We start from the raw sequence: 18,351 nt of genomic DNA, 5'->3' as shown, positions 1-18,351 counted from the left end.
AGGAGGAACAGTTCTTGAATCATTATCAAGCAGAAGAATATGATGTGATCGTTGTCGGTGCAGGACATGCTGGTTCAGAAGCCGCTTTGGCTGCTGCACGTATGGGGTCAAAAACGTTACTATTAACGATCAATTTAGATATGGTGGCATTTATGCCATGTAACCCTTCCGTCGGCGGTCCAGCCAAAGGCGTTGTCGTACGCGAGATTGATGCACTAGGCGGCGAAATGGGTAAGAATATTGATAAGACATACATTCAAATGAGAATGTTGAACACTGGGAAAGGACCTGCTGTCCGAGCATTACGTGCACAAGCAGACAAGCATGCCTATGCCAGTGAAATGAAACATACAATTGAAAAAGAAGAGAATTTGACACTAAGACAAGGAATCGTTGAAGAATTGATCGTTGAAGATGGGGTTTGTCATGGTGTAGTCACTTCAACCGGTGCAAGCTATCGTTCAAAAGCAGTCGTTATCACTGCAGGTACCGCATTACGTGGTGAGATTATTATCGGTGAATTAAAATATTCATCTGGTCCGAATAACTCACAACCATCAATTGGTTTAGCCAATCACTTAAAAGAATTAGGTTTTGCCATTGATCGTTTTAAAACCGGAACGCCTCCACGTGTGAAATCAAGTACGATCGATTACTCTGTTACAGAAGAACAACCGGGAGACAAGGAGCCAAATCATTTTAGCTTTGCCACACCGGACAGTGCCTATAACTTAGAACAAGAACCTTGTTGGTTGACTTATACAGGTGAAACGACCCATCAAATCATTCGTGACAATCTTCACCGCGCACCAATGTTTACAGGAATCGTTGAAGGCGTCGGCGCACGTTACTGCCCATCGATCGAAGACAAAATCGTCCGTTTTGCAGACAAACCACGTCATCAACTCTTTTTAGAACCAGAAGGATTGAATACAGAAGAAGTGTATGTTCAAGGGCTTTCAACTTCACTTCCAGAAGACGTCCAAGTGGATATGTTGCATTCGATTGCTGGATTAGAAAAAGCAGAAATGATGCGTACGGGCTATGCCATTGAGTACGATGTGGTCGAACCACACCAGTTACGTCCAACATTAGAAACGAAAGTCGTAGAAAATCTTTATACGGCCGGTCAAACCAATGGGACAAGTGGATATGAAGAAGCAGCGGGACAAGGGCTGATTGCAGGAATCAATGCAGCATTGAAGGTTCAAGGAAAAGAGCCATTAGTCATCAAACGTAGTGACGGCTATATCGGTGTCATGATCGATGATTTAGTCACAAAAGGAACGAATGAACCTTATCGCTTACTGACGTCCCGAGCAGAATATCGTTTACTTCTTCGTCATGATAATGCTGATCTACGCCTAACGGAAATGGGTCACCAGATCGGTTTAGTAAAAGAAGATCAATATGCTGCTTACTTGAAAAAGAAAGCAGCAGTTGAACAAGAAATCAAACGTTTGATGAACGTTCGTATCAAACCGACAGCAGAAGTCCAAGCCTTTTTAGCAGAATTAAATGCTGCACCATTAAAAGATGGTGTGCTAGCAAGTGATTTCTTGCGTCGCCCAGAAATCACCTATGCCGATCTATTACGATTTATTCCAGAAAATGCGGAGTTAACACGTAAAGAAATCGAGCAAGTTGAAATTCAACTAAAATACGAAGGATACATCAAAAAAGCATTAGAAAAAGTAGAAAAACTAAAACGGATGGAAGCCAAACGCATCCCAGAAAACATTGACTACGCTGCGATCAACGGATTAGCAACGGAAGCAAAACAAAAGCTTCAAAAAATCCGTCCAGAAACCATCGCACAAGCAAGCCGCATCAGCGGTGTCAATCCAGCGGACCTAAGCATCTTGATGGTCTATATCGAACAAGGGAAGATTGCGAAAGTGGAAACATCTGCTTAAATAAAGCACTAAACAAAAAAAGAGCCGACGAATGATTGATTCGTTGGCTCTTTTTTTGTTAGCAAGAACATAGAGTAAATTACTTATGTAAAAAAGAAGAAACCTGAATATCCCATCGACTGATCAGCCACCTATTTATACATGCACCAATAAGAAACCCACAAGTATTTACAAAAACATCCCCTAAATCAAAAATACCTAGGTAAAAGAAATATTGGATCCATTCAACGCCTAAGACAGCTGAAAGGACTAAGATAGTATTCTTCCAACTTACTGGTAAAATCCAGCCTAAAGGTAGAAACAGTAAAATATTAAACAGAACAATCATTGGATCTCCATAAATCAAATCCTTCACCCACGAAAATAGCTGAAATTCTACGCCTCGTATCCCGATATTTTTTAAGAAAAGTAGATAAATAAGAAAGGTGATGTACAGCAAAGAAAAAAAGACCAGCTATTCCCGATAGATGTTTCTTGTGAAAGCACAGTGAAGACTGACATAAAGGAATAACGTAATGATTATCACTAAGAAGAAAGGAACCCAAAAATCGACAGGGCCAGATGGTGGAAAAAGCGTAATAGAATAATAATAGAGATAACGCATGAAAAACCATCGAGAAAAAAGCAGGCAAGAAAGTAGCATTAAAAATTTTAAAAATAACATTTTAATTTTATTTTCGATCTAAAAAACCTCCTTATTTTTGTTATAATCAATTGAGATTAACTTTATAAAAAATATACGTCACAACACTTGTCTTTCTCTCTATAAGTATACATAAAATAACTTAATATTGAAATGTGATCGCAGAATAAAATGAAATATACGTATCTTATTGTGAAGCATTGACAAAAATAGTAGCTAACTGAAAGGAGGATCTATGAACAAACGGCTTTGGTTAGGTGTATTAGTGATCATTATCTTAGGAGGAATCGGAGGAAAGATCTACATGGATAAAAGAGAAGAAGATCTTCAAGAATTGCTGGAAATACAGAAGGATCTGGCAAATTATGTGTATAACAATTATCGTCTCTATGTAAACAATCGGGAGAAAGAAGAAGAAATTTTCAGAAAGTATGACTGCGGACAAGGTGAAATGACCACGGAAGAATATTTGAAAGCATTGTTAGAGGTCAGAGAATATAAGGAGATAACTAAAATTGAATTTACTGGATATTCAGTGAGTCCGATGAATTTTTTGACCATTTATTTCACTGTTAATGGAGTATATGAGGAGGAAGTAAGTTTAAGTACTATTTCCGCAGAAACAAATAAACCTATATACATGATTTCTGATAGCACTGGAACTGGTCCTTATTATATTACAAAAAGAAAAGAAAAAATTAATTCGATTATGGCAGATGAACAAATTATCTATTACGAAGGAGGGATAGATTGATGGATCAAAATAGGTGGCTATCTGATTCTGTGTATAAAGTTGAAGATGGATTGATAAAAGTAAATCATCTAGTAAAAGAAATCCCTTATATAGTCATAAAAACAGTAGATACAAATAAAGAAAAAATCGGTAATGAATCTAAGCCAAAGAAAAATAGTATGCAAGCAATGGTAGTTGCTAAAATAAAAGAGGAATATCTTGGGTACAATGAAGAGCAATTAAAAAAAGTACCTGGCTTCCCTGACTCCGTCATCACCAAAAACCTTACGATTGCTTACGCTGGCACGACTTCGCTCAAAGATTGGTATACTAACCTTGAGGAAATTGGTCGAAGTAATAAACACTCAAATGGTGCATTTGCTTCTGCCTTGAACTATGCCCATGAAATTGAAAAGCAGTATCCCAAATCAGATGGCTATACGATCTCAACGACTGGGCACTCGTTAGGTGGCGCTAAAGCACTTTTTGTCGCAGCGATCAATGGTTATGACAGTGTGACGTACGGCGCGGCAGGACCAGGGCTTGCACAAGCCTTATTCGATAATCACAACGGTACCCTGATCAATATCTACGACACTTCGGATGTCGTCACGAGTGGGCTTTTCACTGGTGGGAAAGGGATGCTTCCAATCAATAGTTTTGGAATCGATAATTCGGGCTGGGAAACATTTGGACATTCGCTGGATCAATTCAGAACAGATGAAGAGGGAAATTATATCGATAAGCATGGACAGATCATCGTATACGTCGATGGCAATGGGGGGATCTTGTTAGCCCCAACTTTGTGGCAACAAACACTTTTGGAAAACGAAGCAATGATCAAACTACTAGCAGTCAGTGGCGAGCATACGCTAGATGAAATCAAGCGTGTGAAAGAAGAAAATGAGTGGCTCAAGGTTCAAATCAAAGAATTCTTGACCTTAAAAGAGTTAGGTAAGAAGCTGACTGCAAGTGGCGGCGGACTTTCTCAATCAGAAAAAATTTATTTAGAGGATAGCCAAGCATTAGCTGTAGTACGGACCGCAGCAAGTAAATTTGATGAGGCGATGAGCAATGTTCGCGTGATTTACCAAAACGGGATCACGGAGTTGGAAGAGTTATGGAATGACTGGTTGGGAAGAGTACGCAATTATACCCCACATTTGACGTACAACGAGGTAATTGAAACATTAGCCGAAGTTAATTGTACAAAATGGGAGATTGTCGATGAGCCAACACAGGAATTTAGAGATAAAATCCGGCAGATCGATCAGATGTCAGAACAGTTTCAAACACTCGCCGATGAAATCACCCAAAAAATCAATGAAATGGTGGCACGTGACAAAGAATTAGCGAATCAATTGTTCTAACCCTTGCTACAAAAGTGAACGATCGATAAAAGCACTATTGAGAAGTGATTGTTGTCTAACTAAATAATAGAAAATAAAGGAGTGTGAGCAATGGGCAGCACACTCTTTTTGTGTTGTCCGAGGGCGGATTATTTTTTTATTGTAGAACAAGAATTTACCTACTTCCGAATTTGGCATAACCTCCTTTAAATTTATATATAGAAAGATTGCAACTCGACTCATTTTGCGTTAAAGTAGGAAGAGATTCTGTGAAACAATTAGCTGTTTCACAATGAAAGGAAAAATTATGACACCAGAAGAATTTCGCCAAGTCTTGGCAGAAAAAGACATTCATTTATCGGATAAGCAAATGGCGCAGTTTGACCGTTATTTTCATTTATTAGTGGAGTGGAATGAAAAAATGAATTTGACGGCGATCACTGATCGAGAAGAAGTTTATTTAAAACACTTTTATGATTCATTGACGTTGGCATTTGATGTTGATTTTTCAACTGGCCTGACTTTATGTGACGTCGGCTCAGGAGCTGGGTTCCCAAGTATTCCTTTAAAAATTGCTTTTCCTGAGTTACAAATAACGATTGTTGATTCCTTGAATAAGCGAATCACTTTTTTAACTGAGTTAACGAATCAATTAGAAATCGATGCATCTCTTTATCATGATCGTGCAGAAACATTTGGGCAAAATCCGCAATTCCGTGCATCATTTGATTTTGTGACTGCTCGTGCAGTGGCACGTTTGAATGTATTGACGGAACTGTGTTTACCATTAGTGAAACAAGAGGGCTATTTCTATGCACTGAAAGCTGCGAAAAGCGAAGAAGAATTGGCAGAAGCGAAACCAGCGATTGCGCAATTAGGTGGTAAATTTATCGGAGAGCAAGCAATTGAACTACCTAAAATCTCGGACAAACGCCACATTCTGATTATACAGAAGAAGAAACCAACACCGAAGAAGTATCCAAGAAAACCTGGGTTGCCGAATAAGCAACCAATCAAGTAGGAGGAGAAGAGATGGCACAAATTATATCCGTTGCAAATCAAAAAGGCGGCGTTGGTAAAACAACGACAACTGTAAATCTAGGTGCTTGTTTAGCAAGTTTAGGTAAACAAGTGTTGCTTGTAGATATGGATGCACAAGGAAATGCCACTAGCGGAGTAGGCATTCGTAAACCTGATGTGACACAAGATATTTATGATGTATTAGTCAATGAGTTACCAATTGCTGAAGCGACAATTGCTACTGAACATGAAAACTTGAGTATTGTGCCTGCCACTCTTCAATTAGCGGGAGCGGAAATTGAATTGACCTCAATGATGGCAAGAGAATCACGTTTAAAAAGTTCACTGGCTGAAGTCAACGATCAGTATGACTACATTTTAATTGATTGCCCGCCATCTTTAGGTCATCTAACCATCAACTCATTTACTGCAAGTGATTCGATTTTGATCCCTGTGCAGTGTGAATACTATGCGTTAGAAGGGTTAAGTCAATTGCTGAATACTGTTCGCTTGGTACAAAAACACTTCAACCCTGAATTGGAAATCGAAGGGGTATTATTGACGATGTATGACGCTCGAACGAATCTAGGGAATGAAGTGGTGGAAGAAGTACGGAAGTATTTCCGTGAAAAAGTGTATGACACAGTGATTCCTCGAAACATTCGTTTGTCAGAAGCACCAAGTCATGGAAAACCTATCATTGATTATGATCCGCGTTCCAGAGGCGCTGAAGTGTATCAAGCATTAGCAAAGGAAGTGGTCGATCGTGAAGAAAAGTAAAGGACTAGGCCGGGGAATCGACGCGCTGTTTCAAGATTTGGAAAATTTAGAAACAGTCAACGTGAAAGATGAAACTGTCATTCAGTTGCCACTAAACGAATTGCGTCCTAATCCGTATCAACCACGTAAAACATTTGAAGAAGTATCATTGCAAGAATTAGCGAACTCGATCGAGTACTCCGGTGTCTTTCAACCGATCATTGTTCGTCGTTCGTCGGTGAAAGGTTATGAGATCATCGCAGGTGAACGTCGTTTCCGGGCGTCTAAGTTAGCTGGCAAAGAAACGATTCCTGCAATTGTCAGAGATTTCGACGAAGAAGCGATGATGCAAGTTGCAGTTTTAGAAAACTTACAACGTGAAGACTTGAATCCTTTAGAAGAAGCAGAAGCTTACGAGATGTTGATGAAGAACTTAAAGTTGACACAAGCTGAAGTCGCAAGTCGTTTAGGGAAAAGTCGTCCTTATATCGCAAACTATTTGCGTTTATTGACATTGCCTGATTTAGTGAAAGAAATGGTCCAAGATCAACGATTATCTATGGGACAAGCTCGTACGTTACTTGGATTAAAAAATAAACAATTGATATTAAAATTAGCCAATCGTGTCGTAACAGAAAATCTAACGGTTCGACAATTAGAGCAGATCGTTTCCGAGCTGAATCAAAATGATGGGCAAGAAAAGAAAAAAATCCCACGTTTAGCAAAGGAAAAACCGTATTATATCCGTGAGAGTGAAGATCGCTTGATGGATAAATTTGGAACAAGTGTCGCCATCCAAGAAAAGAATGGGAAAGGTAAAATCGAAATCGAATATCTTTCACAAAATGATTTAACTAGAATTCTTGATATTCTAAATATTCAATTTGATGAAGAATAAACAGAGGGAGGCTATGTTATGTACGACTTACATGATATCGTAGAAATGAAAAAACCTCATGCTTGTCAAACGAACCGTTGGGAGATCATCCGAATGGGCGCTGATATCAAAATCAAATGTATGAATTGCGGTCATATCGTGATGATGACCCGTCGAGAATTTGAGAAAAAAATGAAAAAAGTACTTGAAAAAAATGTAGAGAAAGAGTGAATGAATTTATGGCATTAACTGCTGGAATTGTGGGTTTACCCAACGTAGGAAAATCAACTTTGTTCAATGCAATTACAAAGGCGGGAGCAGAGGCTGCCAACTATCCTTTTGCGACTATTGATCCAAATATTGGAATGGTTGAAGTACCTGATTGGCGTTTACAACGTTTAACAGAATTAGTAAAACCAAAGAAAACTGTACCAACAACCTTTGAGTTTACAGATATTGCTGGAATCGTTAAGGGTGCAAGTAAAGGTGAAGGATTAGGAAACCAATTTTTAAGTCATATTCGCCAAGTAGATGCAATCTGTCATGTCGTTCGTTGTTTTGACGATGACAACATCACACACGTAGAAGGACGTGTCGATCCTTTAGCAGATATCGATACGATCAATCTAGAGCTTGTCTTAGCAGATTTAGAGTCAGTGACGAAGCGCTATACACGTGTGGCAAAAATTGCAAAAACAAAAGATAAAGATGCAGTCGCTGAATTAGCGGTGTTAGAGAAAATCAAACCAGTATTAGAAGATGGACGTTCAGCACGTTCGATCGAATTTACAGAAGAAGAACAAAAAATCGTTAAATCTTTATTCTTGTTAACAACAAAACCGATCTTGTATGTTGCGAATGTGGCAGAAGATGAAGTAGCAAATGCAGATGCGAATGAATATGTTCAAGCAGTCCGCAATTTTGCTGCAGAAGAAAATGCAGAAGTGATTGTCGTTAGCGCCAGAGCAGAAGAAGAAATTGCTGAGCTTGACGACGAAGATAAAGCAGAGTTCCTTGAAGCATTAGGCATTGAAGAGTCAGGGTTGGATCAATTGATTCGTGCGGCGTATGACCTATTAGGATTAGCAACATACTTTACAGCAGGTGAACAAGAAGTTCGTGCGTGGACGTTCAAAAAAGGAATCAAAGCGCCACAAGCTGCAGGAATCATCCATACCGATTTTGAACGTGGCTTTATCCGTGCAGAAACAGTCTCATTTGAAGATTTAGACCAATACGGAACGATGCACGCAGCGAAAGAAGCCGGGCGTGTACGATTAGAAGGGAAAGACTATGTCGTTCAAGATGGCGACGTTATGTTATTCCGTTTTAATGTATAAAAAGGCTATCATACGGTGTATGTGATATGTTAAAATGTCTTTTGTGACAACCGTCAGCGTCTAAGGAGGACTGTAAAATAATGGAAGCAGAACAGTTACGCGAAATTGTAAAAGAAAATGCGCAGTTAGAAGAACAACTAACAAAACGTAATCAACAATATATTTTTGACTTAAAAAAGTCGCTAGAAGCAGCGAATTTATCAGAAGAAGAAAAAGTAACGGCTTTGCATGAGATGTTACCCGTTTTAGTATCCGAACAAAAAGGTGGGAAAACAGCCCGCCAATTATTTGGAACGGTATCTGAAAGAACAGAAGCAATCATCAATAAACCGGTTGAAGTGAAAACTTCTTCGACACCAACGTTGATGTGGTTGGACAATACCTTACTCTTACTCGGATTATTGAGTGTCATGATCGCAATCACTGGATTGTTTTCACGTGAAACAACACCTGCTTATGGAATCACCACACTTGTACTAGGTTCAGCTATTGGTGGATGGGTCTTTTACTTGATGTACAAGTATATTTACCAGTATGAGTATCCAGGTGCTGATCGTAGTAAAAAACCTGGAATGGGTAAAACCTTGTTGATTTTGGGTGGAACGACATTGATCTGGGTCATTGCTTTTTCAGCAACAACCTTGTTGCCACCAATCGTTAACCCGTTATTAGATCCAGTGGTGATCATCATCATCGGTGCAGCAGCTCTTGCGTTGCGTTACTATTTAAAGAAAAAATATGGCATCGTTGGCAGTCTTTCTGTTCCAAGAAGATAATTTATTGGACTTAGAAATTATGTGACTTACGAGACGAACAAAAAAAAGAGAATGTGTTAGCATTACGCTGCACGTGCTCTTTTTTATTGTTTATTTCTATTGATTTGACAGTGACGACCATGATCTCAAAACGTTTTTTTTATTATTATAAAAAATAATAAAAGAGTGTTATTATCAAATAATAGAGATGATCACTGATGTTATAAAATATGTTGAGCGAGATAGTTAAACGATAAGGGGTGAATGAATATGAAAAAAGTCAAATGGATATTTTCTATCAATGCTGACGGAGTGCCTCTGTTTGGTTATGCCGGAATCAAAACTGGACAATTTATTCTTGGGCATGGAAAAAAGTTTCAAAAAGAAATGCGGTCTGTTTTAGGGCCAGAAATCGAGCTGGATTTCATTAGCTATAATACAAGAAACCCAGAGACACTAACTGCTGATTTATTTGTGTATACAGATGTCGATGAAAAGTATCTTGACGAAGAGACGAAGAAAAAAGGCTTAAGCATTCCCTATAAACTATATTATTTGAATGAAATTGAAAAGATCAAAGAATCGATCGAAGCAAATGTTTAAAAAGTGAATTGCATCTTTTCTTTCTTGAAGTGTACTCGTTTCAGTTTAGTAAAAATATTGAGTAAGAAAAAAGAACGTGCAGTGTAAGACGAAAGCGTTAACTAACATTTGATTTTGATCAAACATTAGGAGACGCTTCATTATGCTGGTACGTTCTTTTTTTAGGATTCACTGAGTAGTTCCTTAGAAAAAACAAGGGATTAGTAGAAGTTGTTGACTTACAAAAGAAAATCGATTATTTTAGTAGATAAACTAAACAAGAGGAGTGGTACTAAAAATGTCCAACTGGGAAACAAAGTTCACGAAAAAAGGATTTACTTTTGATGATGTCTTATTGATACCAGCAGAAAGTCACGTGTTACCAAACGAAGTGGATATGAGTGTACAATTAGCAAAAAATATCAAATTGAATATTCCTATCATCAGTGCAAGTATGGATACAGTTACTGACAGCAAAATGGCGATTGCTATGGCAAGACAGGGTGGTCTAGGTGTCATCCATAAAAACATGACAATCAGCGAACAAGCAGACGAAGTACGTAAAGTGAAACGTTCTGAAAGTGGTGTAATCATCGACCCATTCTTCTTGACACCACAACACTTGGTCGCAGATGCTGAAGAATTAATGAGCAGATACCGTATCAGTGGAGTTCCAATCGTCGAAACATTGGAAAATCGCAAATTAGTAGGAATCATTACAAACCGTGATATGCGTTTTGTTACAGACTTCCATATCGAAATCAGCGAAGTCATGACAAAAGAAAACTTAGTAACAGCCCCAGTAGGCACTTCTCTAAAAGATGCAGAAAAAATCTTACAACAACATAAAATCGAAAAACTACCGATCGTTGATGATGCAGGTCGATTAAGTGGTTTGATCACGATCAAAGATATCGAAAAAGTAATCGAGTTTCCAAATGCAGCAAAAGATGAACATGGTCGTTTGTTGGTAGCTGCCGCAGTTGGTGTCACTAGCGACACCTTTGAACGTGCACAAGCTTTACTTGATGCTGGCGCAGATGCCATTGTCATTGATACGGCGCATGGACATAGCGCAGGTGTAATCCGTAAAATCCAAGAAATTCGCACAACATTTAAAGATGCAACATTGATTGCTGGTAATGTAGCAACAGCAGAAGCAACAAAAGCGTTATACGATGTAGGTGTTGACGTGGTGAAAGTAGGTATCGGACCAGGTTCGATTTGTACGACACGTGTGGTTGCTGGTGTGGGTGTTCCCCAATTAACAGCCATTTACGATGCAGCTTCAGTTGCGCGCCAATATGGAAAAACCATTATTGCAGATGGTGGGATCAAATATTCTGGTGATATCGTCAAAGCTTTAGCAGCGGGTGGTCATGCGGTTATGTTAGGTAGTATGTTGGCAGGAACCGATGAATCTCCAGGTGAATTTGAAATCTATCAAGGTCGTCGCTTCAAGACATATCGTGGAATGGGTTCATTAGGCGCCATGGAAAAAGGATCAAAAGACCGTTACTTCCAAGGTGGCACGAATGAAGCCAATAAGTTAGTGCCAGAAGGTATTGAAGGCCGTGTAGCGTACAAAGGAAGCGTAGCAGACATTCTCTTCCAAATGATCGGTGGCTTAAAATCAGGGATGGGTTATGTTGGCTCTGCAAACCTAAAACAATTAAGAGATGATGCACAGTTCATTCAAATGAGTGGCAGTGGTTTGAAAGAATCTCACCCACATGATGTACAAATTACGAAAGAAGCACCAAACTATTCTGTAGAATCATAATCAAACTTCTTGAACATAAAAAAGCAGCTAAGCAATTCGTGCCAACGAATCACTTAGCTGCTTTATTGTTTATTTGATTACTTTTAGGTTCCCCATGTAAGGCACGAGTACTTCTGGAACTGTGACTGAACCATCTTCATTTTGATAGTTTTCAAGGATGGCAGCAACCGTACGGCCAACTGCTAAACCAGAACCATTCAATGTATGTGCATAATGGATTTTTCCATCTGCATCTCGGTAACGGATCATCGCACGGCGCGCTTGGAAATCTTCACAGTTTGAGCAAGAACTGATTTCACGATACGTATTTTGTGCAGGGATCCATACTTCTAAATCGTACGTTTTCGCTGCTGAAAAGCCCATATCTCCAGTTGATAATGTCATAACACGGTAAGGTAAGTGTAATTTTTTCAAAATGTCCTCTGCGTCAGCGGTCATTTTTTCAAGTTCTTCATATGAATGTTCTGCATCAGCGAATTTCACCATTTCTACTTTATTGAACTGATGAAGACGAATCAATCCACGAGTATCACGACCGGCACTACCTGCTTCTGAACGGAATGCTGGGCTAAGTGCAGTGAAGTAAACAGGTAAATCTTCTTTTGCTAAGATTTCATTGCTGTAGTAGTTTGTTAAAGGAACTTCAGCTGTTGGGATCAAAGTTAAATCTGTATCAGCTAATTGGAAAACATCTTCTTTAAATTTAGGGAATTGACCAGTACCAAACATGGCTTGGCTATTTACAGCGTAAGGCGTCATCATTTCAGTATAGCCATGTTCATAGACGTGTTGATCTAACATAAAATTATAAAGGGCACGTTCTAAGCGAGCACCTAATCCTTTATAGTAAACAAAGCGGCTTCCTGATACTTTTGCCCCACGTTCAAAATCAAGAATACCTAGATTTTCAGCAATTTCCCAGTGAGGTTTTGGTTCAAAAGCAAATTGACGAGGTTCACTCCAGCGACGAGCTTCCACGTTATCCTCTTCATCTTTACCTACTGGCACGGAATCATGAGGTAAATTAGGAAGAGTTGTAGCGATTTGTTGTAATTTTTCATCCACTTGTGCAACTTCTTCGTCTAGTGCTTTGATTTTCCCACCGACTTCTTTCATTTCAGCGATCTTCGCAGTTGCATCTTCTTTATTACGCTTTAATTGGGCGATTTCAGCAGATACATCATTACGGTATTTTTTCAATTCTTCACTTTCAACCAACAATTTTCTGCGAGATTCATCTAACTCCACAAACTCCGCTAAGACTTCTTTTTTAACGCCACGTGACGTTAATTTTTCTTGTACATAGTCAACATTTTGACGGATCATTTTAATATCTAACATTTCTTTTCCTCCTTTTTTTGTATAAAAAAAACCAGCTCATCCAAAGAAATATCTTGGGACGAACTGGTTTGAGTTTCGCGGTACCACCCAAGTTCAGTCTATCGAGACTGCACTTGTAAACAGATAACGGCTGTTACCGACCTTTCTTATTTCGAAAGGCACATTGGGTGAACTGGAACTTCGAAATTATTTTTTACTGATTTGCACCAACCATCAGCTCTCTTGAAAAAAATAAAATGTACTGGGTTCACTGTTTTCTTCTATTTGTATTCTAAGAATAGCGAAAAATTTAGTTTCCGTCAATATGTTCTGTCAGATTGCCGACTAACTTTTCATTTTTTTTAAGCGGGAAATGCATGATAAAAGACGTCCAATCTTGATCTGACTTCGCATAGATATAGCCACCGTGCAATGCTACGATACTTTGTGCAATGGCTAGACCAAGCCCTGTCCCGCCAGTTTCTTGTGAACGGGATTCTTCCACACGGTAAAATCGATCAAATAGATTGTCAATGGCTTGTTGAGGAATCATGGCACCATTGTTTTTGACAACAACGATGACTTCTGAACCAAGTTGTTCAATTTCAATGATGATTTTAGTAGCTCCTTTGCCATATTTTAGGGCATTGGTTAATAAATTATTGAATACGCGAACCAACTTTTCGGTATCACCATCCATGATCAGTGAATTGATTGGAGATTCAACAAAAATTTGAATATCCTTTTTAGAAGCTTCTAGTTCAAAATCAGCTGCCAATTGTTCAATCAATTGGATCAAATCAAATGCAGAAAAATTCACAGGAACCGCCGGCTGACGTACCTTGGTATACTCGAACAGATCTTCTACCAATGATTTCATTTGTTTCGCTTTGACATAAGCAGTGTGAGTATATTTCAACAGATCTTCTTCTGTTTGATATTGACCATCTTCAATAAGACCTAAATAGCCAATAATTGATGTTAAAGGTGTGCGAATATCATGACTGACGTTTGTAATCAGTTCGTCTTTTGATTTTTCGATTTTACGTTCGTCTTCAATCGCCGCTACCGTACTGTCCACTAAGCCATTGATACTTTTGACTACACGACTAAGATCGCCACTTAATTCGAAAGGGATACGATGGTCATAATTGCCATTAGCGATATAATGCAATTCACTAATAATGTGTCGTAATTGCATTTGTCGGTAGCGACGAATCAATCGCCAGTATAATACACCGACATCTAATAGAAAGAACACAGGAAAAATAAAATTTCGGCCATTCCAAAACAAATCACTATCTAAACGCTGGGCAAAGATATTTTTAGAATCCCAAATAGCGTTTGTCAAAGAAGGTGAACTACTGATGATCGAACTGATAATAACCAACATCGCTACATTCAATAGAAGCAGAAGGATGATCGTAATGATTCCTTCTGCTAATAATTCACTGATTTCTTTAGATGTCAGATTGATCCGGCGTCGTTTTTCGATCACTTTTTTATCTTGCATCAATTTTATAGCCCACTCCCCAAACGGTTTGAATGACTTTTTCTCCACCAGTTGCTTCTTCAATTTTATCTCTTAGATGACTAACATGAACCATTACTGTTTTAGCAGAAACGATACTTTCTTGTTTCCAGACACGTTCAAAGATCTCATCTGCACTGAATACATGGTTAGGATGACTTGCAAGGAGATATAGAATACCAAATTCTAAGGCAGTCAGTTGGATTTCTTTTCCATCGATTGTTTTGACTTCATGGGAATCTTTATTGATGATCAAGGCATTTACTTCTAGGACATCCGGTTGATCTGGTGTCACTTGCATTTTTGTGCGACGTAACAAAGATTTCACACGAGCCATTACTTCAAGAGGATTAAATGGTTTTGTTACGTAATCATCCGCTCCAGCTACTAATCCTTTGATTTTATCCATATCAGTCGTTTTCGCTGTTAACATGATGATCGGGATTTGTGATTCTTTTCTTAATTCTTTTACTACTTGCATGCCATCCATTTCAGGCATCATGATATCTAGAATAAGTAATTCAATATCAGGGATTGTTCGTACTTTTGATAATGCTTCTTTTCCATCATAGGCTTTTACTGCTTCGTAGCCTTCATTGTGTACGTAGATACTAAGTAATTCAACAATTTCCTTGTCGTCATCTGCGATTAATATTTTCATAAATAGATCCTCCATCGATTAATGTGTTTACTCTTAATATTTTAGCAAAAAAAAAGATAAATAGATAAAAGCAGCGCTTTGTTAAGGAAAATTTTAGAAGAAGAGGGGGTAGAAGAGGTGGAAACCTAAGATAAAGGAGGAAACAAAAATAGAAAGTGATTTAAATCAAGGAGAAACATCATTTAAACGAAGTAATAAATTGAGAACACTTATACAGCAATAGTAAGAAAAAATAAATTTGATCAAACAAACTAAAAGATGAACATTATCTCGGTGGAACTAGTTTAAACAGGAGAAAAAACACGTAAAAACGAATGATTTTGTGCTTCCTGTTTTTAATGATCGACTCTCTTAAAAATGTTGATAAATCAGCCTTTTTTTAGTTGACTTTCAAAATTGATGTTGGTATATTATTATTTGTTCGAAAGAACGGAAAACAAACAAATCGATTCTTAAAATTAGTGATTGACATGTTTGTTAACACATGATAAGATAACGAAGTTGCTTTGGAGTGATTCACTGATTGAAGTTAGTTTCGCAAAGAAAAAAACAAAAAAAGTGATTGACAAATAACAAACAACAAGTTATTATAAGTGAGTTGCTAAAACGACCTCGTGAAAAACGAGTTGAAAAAACTTTTAAAAAATAGTTGACAATCATCCGAGAGTTTGCTAAGATATAAAAGTTACTACGGCAATCACAAACGATAAGTTGAGGCAGTTGTGTTTCAATTATCACGTAGACCTTTGAAAACTGAACAAAGTAAGACAAACCAAATGTGTAGGGCGTCTTGATTCAATTCAAGACAACAAACATTTTTAACAAGCAAGCAATATGCTAGCAAACAATTGAGCTTAACAATCGAAAGATTGTTCTAACTTTTATTATGAGAGTTTGATCCTGGCTCAGGACGAACGCTGGCGGCGTGCCTAATACATGCAAGTCGAACGCCTCTTTTCCCACCGGAGCTTGCTCCACCGGGAAAAGAGGAGTGGCGAACGGGTGAGTAACACGTGGGTAACCTGCCCATCAGAAGGGGATAACACTTGGAAACAGGTGCTAATACCGTATAACAATCGAAACCGCATGGTTTCGTTTTGAAAGGCGCTTTACGGTGCCGCTGATGGATGGACCCGCGGTGCATTAGCTAGTTGGTGAGGTAACGGCTCACCAAGGCCACGATGCATAGCCGACCTGAGAGGGTGATCGGCCACATTGGGACTGAGACACGGCCCAAACTCCTACGGGAGGCAGCAGTAGGGAATCTTCGGCAATGGACGAAAGTCTGACCGAGCAACGCCGCGTGAGTGAAGAAGGTTTTCGGATCGTAAAACTCTGTTGTTAGAGAAGAACAAGGGTGAGAGTAACTGTTCACCCCTTGACGGTATCTAACCAGAAAGCCACGGCTAACTACGTGCCAGCAGCCGCGGTAATACGTAGGTGGCAAGCGTTGTCCGGATTTATTGGGCGTAAAGCGAGCGCAGGCGGTTTCTTAAGTCTGATGTGAAAGCCCCCGGCTCAACCGGGGAGGGTCATTGGAAACTGGGAGACTTGAGTGCAGAAGAGGAGAGTGGAATTCCATGTGTAGCGGTGAAATGCGTAGATATATGGAGGAACACCAGTGGCGAAGGCGGCTCTCTGGTCTGTAACTGACGCTGAGGCTCGAAAGCGTGGGGAGCAAACAGGATTAGATACCCTGGTAGTCCACGCCGTAAACGATGAGTGCTAAGTGTTGGAGGGTTTCCGCCCTTCAGTGCTGCAGCTAACGCATTAAGCACTCCGCCTGGGGAGTACGACCGCAAGGTTGAAACTCAAAGGAATTGACGGGGGCCCGCACAAGCGGTGGAGCATGTGGTTTAATTCGAAGCAACGCGAAGAACCTTACCAGGTCTTGACATCCTTTGACCACTCTAGAGATAGAGCTTCCCCTTCGGGGGCAAAGTGACAGGTGGTGCATGGTTGTCGTCAGCTCGTGTCGTGAGATGTTGGGTTAAGTCCCGCAACGAGCGCAACCCTTATTGTTAGTTGCCATCATTTAGTTGGGCACTCTAGCAAGACTGCCGGTGACAAACCGGAGGAAGGTGGGGATGACGTCAAATCATCATGCCCCTTATGACCTGGGCTACACACGTGCTACAATGGGAAGTACAACGAGTCGCGAAGTCGCGAGGCTAAGCTAATCTCTTAAAGCTTCTCTCAGTTCGGATTGTAGGCTGCAACTCGCCTACATGAAGCCGGAATCGCTAGTAATCGCGGATCAGCACGCCGCGGTGAATACGTTCCCGGGCCTTGTACACACCGCCCGTCACACCACGAGAGTTTGTAACACCCGAAGTCGGTGAGGTAACCTTTTTGGAGCCAGCCGCCTAAGGTGGGATAGATGATTGGGGTGAAGTCGTAACAAGGTAGCCGTATCGGAAGGTGCGGCTGGATCACCTCCTTTCTAAGGAATATTACGGAGACTACACACGTTTGTCGATACTTTGTTCAGTTTTGAGAGGTCTACTCAAAATTTAACCCGGGGCCTTAGCTCAGCTGGGAGAGCGCCTGCTTTGCACGCAGGAGGTCAGCGGTTCGATCCCGCTAGGCTCCATTAACAACGTATGTTGTTATATACTTGTTCATTGAAAACTGGATATTGAAGTAAAAATGTAAGTAATACAAACCGAGAACACCGCGTTGAATGAGTTTTTTAATAAGTTCAATTGCTTATTTTTCTTGATTGGACTTCTATCGCTAGAAGAAAGATCAAAACCCAACCGTAAGGTTGATAAGGTTAAGTGAATAAGGGCGCACGGTGGATGCCTTGGCACTAGGAGCCGATGAAGGACGGGACTAACACCGATATGCTTTGGGGAGCTGTACGTAAGCTATGATCCAGAGATTTCCGAATGGGGGAACCCAGCATCTTTTATAGGATGTTACGTATACGTGAATACATAGCGTATACGAGGTAGACGCAGAGAACTGAAACATCTAAGTACCTGCAGGAAGAGAAAGAAAATTCGATTCCCTGAGTAGCGGCGAGCGAAACGGGAAAAGCCCAAACCAATGAGCTTGCTCATTGGGGTTGTAGGACTCC

The 18,351-nt window shown here is 39.7% G+C and carries 15 protein-coding genes, 1 tRNA gene, 2 rRNA genes and 1 other annotated feature (1 of these 19 cut by a window edge); of the genes, 14 read left to right on the top strand and 4 right to left on the bottom strand.

Annotation, left to right across the window (positions count from 1 at the left end; all coding sequences use genetic code 11):
- The first annotated feature begins 14 nt into the window (after positions 1-14).
- Positions 15-1,916, top strand: a complete 1,902-nt coding sequence (gene mnmG, locus HZ311_RS07480) for a tRNA uridine-5-carboxymethylaminomethyl(34) synthesis enzyme MnmG (protein WP_137073068.1) — start codon at positions 15-17, stop codon at positions 1,914-1,916.
- 79 nt (positions 1,917-1,995) lie between these two features.
- Here mnmG and HZ311_RS07475 read toward each other — a convergent pair whose 3' ends face one another.
- On the bottom strand, positions 1,996-2,355 hold the full coding sequence (locus tag HZ311_RS07475) for a VanZ family protein (RefSeq protein WP_224434384.1): 360 nt from the start codon (positions 2,353-2,355) through the stop codon (positions 1,996-1,998).
- Positions 2,356-2,794: 439 nt separating this feature from the next.
- On the opposite strand from HZ311_RS07475, the gene HZ311_RS07470 reads away from it, so the two are divergent.
- From HZ311_RS07470 to guaB, 10 genes are all read left to right on the top strand, one after another.
- Positions 2,795-3,313, top strand: a complete 519-nt coding sequence (locus tag HZ311_RS07470) for a hypothetical protein (protein ID WP_023520590.1) — start codon at positions 2,795-2,797, stop codon at positions 3,311-3,313.
- Positions 3,313-4,662, top strand: coding sequence for a lipase family protein (locus HZ311_RS07465; RefSeq protein WP_023520589.1), 1,350 nt, complete (start codon positions 3,313-3,315; stop codon positions 4,660-4,662). The genes HZ311_RS07470 and HZ311_RS07465 overlap by 1 nt, the downstream gene beginning before the upstream one ends.
- Before the next feature lie 286 nt (positions 4,663-4,948).
- Entirely contained in the window at positions 4,949-5,662 is a 714-nt protein-coding gene (gene rsmG / locus HZ311_RS07460) for a 16S rRNA (guanine(527)-N(7))-methyltransferase RsmG (protein WP_010734577.1), read from the top strand.
- Positions 5,663-5,673: 11 nt separating this feature from the next.
- Positions 5,674-6,441, top strand: a complete 768-nt coding sequence (locus HZ311_RS07455) for a ParA family protein (RefSeq protein ID WP_010734578.1) — start codon at positions 5,674-5,676, stop codon at positions 6,439-6,441.
- Positions 6,428-7,318, top strand: coding sequence for a ParB/RepB/Spo0J family partition protein (locus HZ311_RS07450; RefSeq protein WP_010734579.1), 891 nt, complete (start codon positions 6,428-6,430; stop codon positions 7,316-7,318). Before HZ311_RS07455 ends, HZ311_RS07450 begins: the two co-directional genes overlap by 14 nt.
- Before the next feature lie 18 nt (positions 7,319-7,336).
- Complete coding sequence (locus HZ311_RS07445) at positions 7,337-7,528, top strand: DUF951 domain-containing protein (RefSeq protein WP_010734580.1); 192 nt, start codon at positions 7,337-7,339, stop codon at positions 7,526-7,528.
- 8 nt (positions 7,529-7,536) lie between these two features.
- The gene (ychF, locus tag HZ311_RS07440) at positions 7,537-8,637 is read left to right on the top strand and encodes a redox-regulated ATPase YchF (protein ID WP_010734581.1); all 1,101 of its coding nucleotides are present in this window, start codon (positions 7,537-7,539) and stop codon (positions 8,635-8,637) included.
- Between the two features lie 80 nt (positions 8,638-8,717).
- On the top strand, positions 8,718-9,413 hold the full coding sequence (locus HZ311_RS07435) for a DUF1129 domain-containing protein (RefSeq protein WP_019722878.1): 696 nt from the start codon (positions 8,718-8,720) through the stop codon (positions 9,411-9,413).
- A 249-nt stretch (positions 9,414-9,662) separates the two neighbouring features.
- Positions 9,663-9,995 (top strand): hypothetical protein, encoded by a 333-nt coding sequence (locus HZ311_RS07430; RefSeq protein WP_023520588.1) that lies wholly within the window; start codon positions 9,663-9,665, stop codon positions 9,993-9,995.
- 277 nt (positions 9,996-10,272) lie between these two features.
- Positions 10,273-11,757 carry an IMP dehydrogenase gene (gene guaB, locus HZ311_RS07425; RefSeq protein WP_010734584.1) on the top strand — a complete coding sequence of 495 codons (1,485 nt, stop codon included), beginning with the start codon at positions 10,273-10,275 and terminating at the stop codon, positions 11,755-11,757.
- Between the two features lie 69 nt (positions 11,758-11,826).
- Here guaB and serS read toward each other — a convergent pair whose 3' ends face one another.
- From serS to croR, 3 genes are all read right to left on the bottom strand, one after another.
- On the bottom strand, positions 11,827-13,098 hold the full coding sequence (serS, locus tag HZ311_RS07420) for a serine--tRNA ligase (protein ID WP_023520587.1): 1,272 nt from the start codon (positions 13,096-13,098) through the stop codon (positions 11,827-11,829).
- Positions 13,099-13,149: 51 nt separating this feature from the next.
- Positions 13,150-13,355 (bottom strand) — a binding site (T-box leader).
- 32 nt (positions 13,356-13,387) lie between these two features.
- A complete protein-coding gene (locus HZ311_RS07415; RefSeq protein ID WP_023520586.1) occupies positions 13,388-14,593 on the bottom strand; it encodes a sensor histidine kinase in 1,206 nt (401 codons plus the stop codon).
- Positions 14,580-15,269, bottom strand: a complete 690-nt coding sequence (croR, locus tag HZ311_RS07410) for a response regulator transcription factor CroR (protein ID WP_010734587.1) — start codon at positions 15,267-15,269, stop codon at positions 14,580-14,582. The genes HZ311_RS07415 and croR overlap by 14 nt, the downstream gene beginning before the upstream one ends.
- Positions 15,270-16,151: 882 nt before the next feature.
- Here croR and HZ311_RS07405 point away from each other — a divergent pair.
- The 3 genes from HZ311_RS07405 to HZ311_RS07395 all read left to right on the top strand — a co-directional run.
- A 16S ribosomal RNA gene (locus tag HZ311_RS07405) occupies positions 16,152-17,712 on the top strand.
- Between the two features lie 77 nt (positions 17,713-17,789).
- Positions 17,790-17,862 (top strand) — tRNA-Ala (locus HZ311_RS07400).
- A 181-nt stretch (positions 17,863-18,043) separates the two neighbouring features.
- Positions 18,044-18,351, top strand: a 23S ribosomal RNA gene (locus tag HZ311_RS07395) (it continues 2,607 nt past the right edge of the window).
- The 16S and 23S rRNA genes sit together here with 1 tRNA gene alongside, the layout of an rRNA operon.

It is taken from the genome of Enterococcus mundtii, assembly GCF_013394305.1.
Classification (GTDB): Bacteria; Bacillota; Bacilli; order Lactobacillales; family Enterococcaceae; genus Enterococcus_B; species Enterococcus_B pernyi.
The sequence above is the reverse complement of the archived record's forward strand: the minus strand, read 5'-3'. Positions and strand labels throughout refer to the sequence as shown.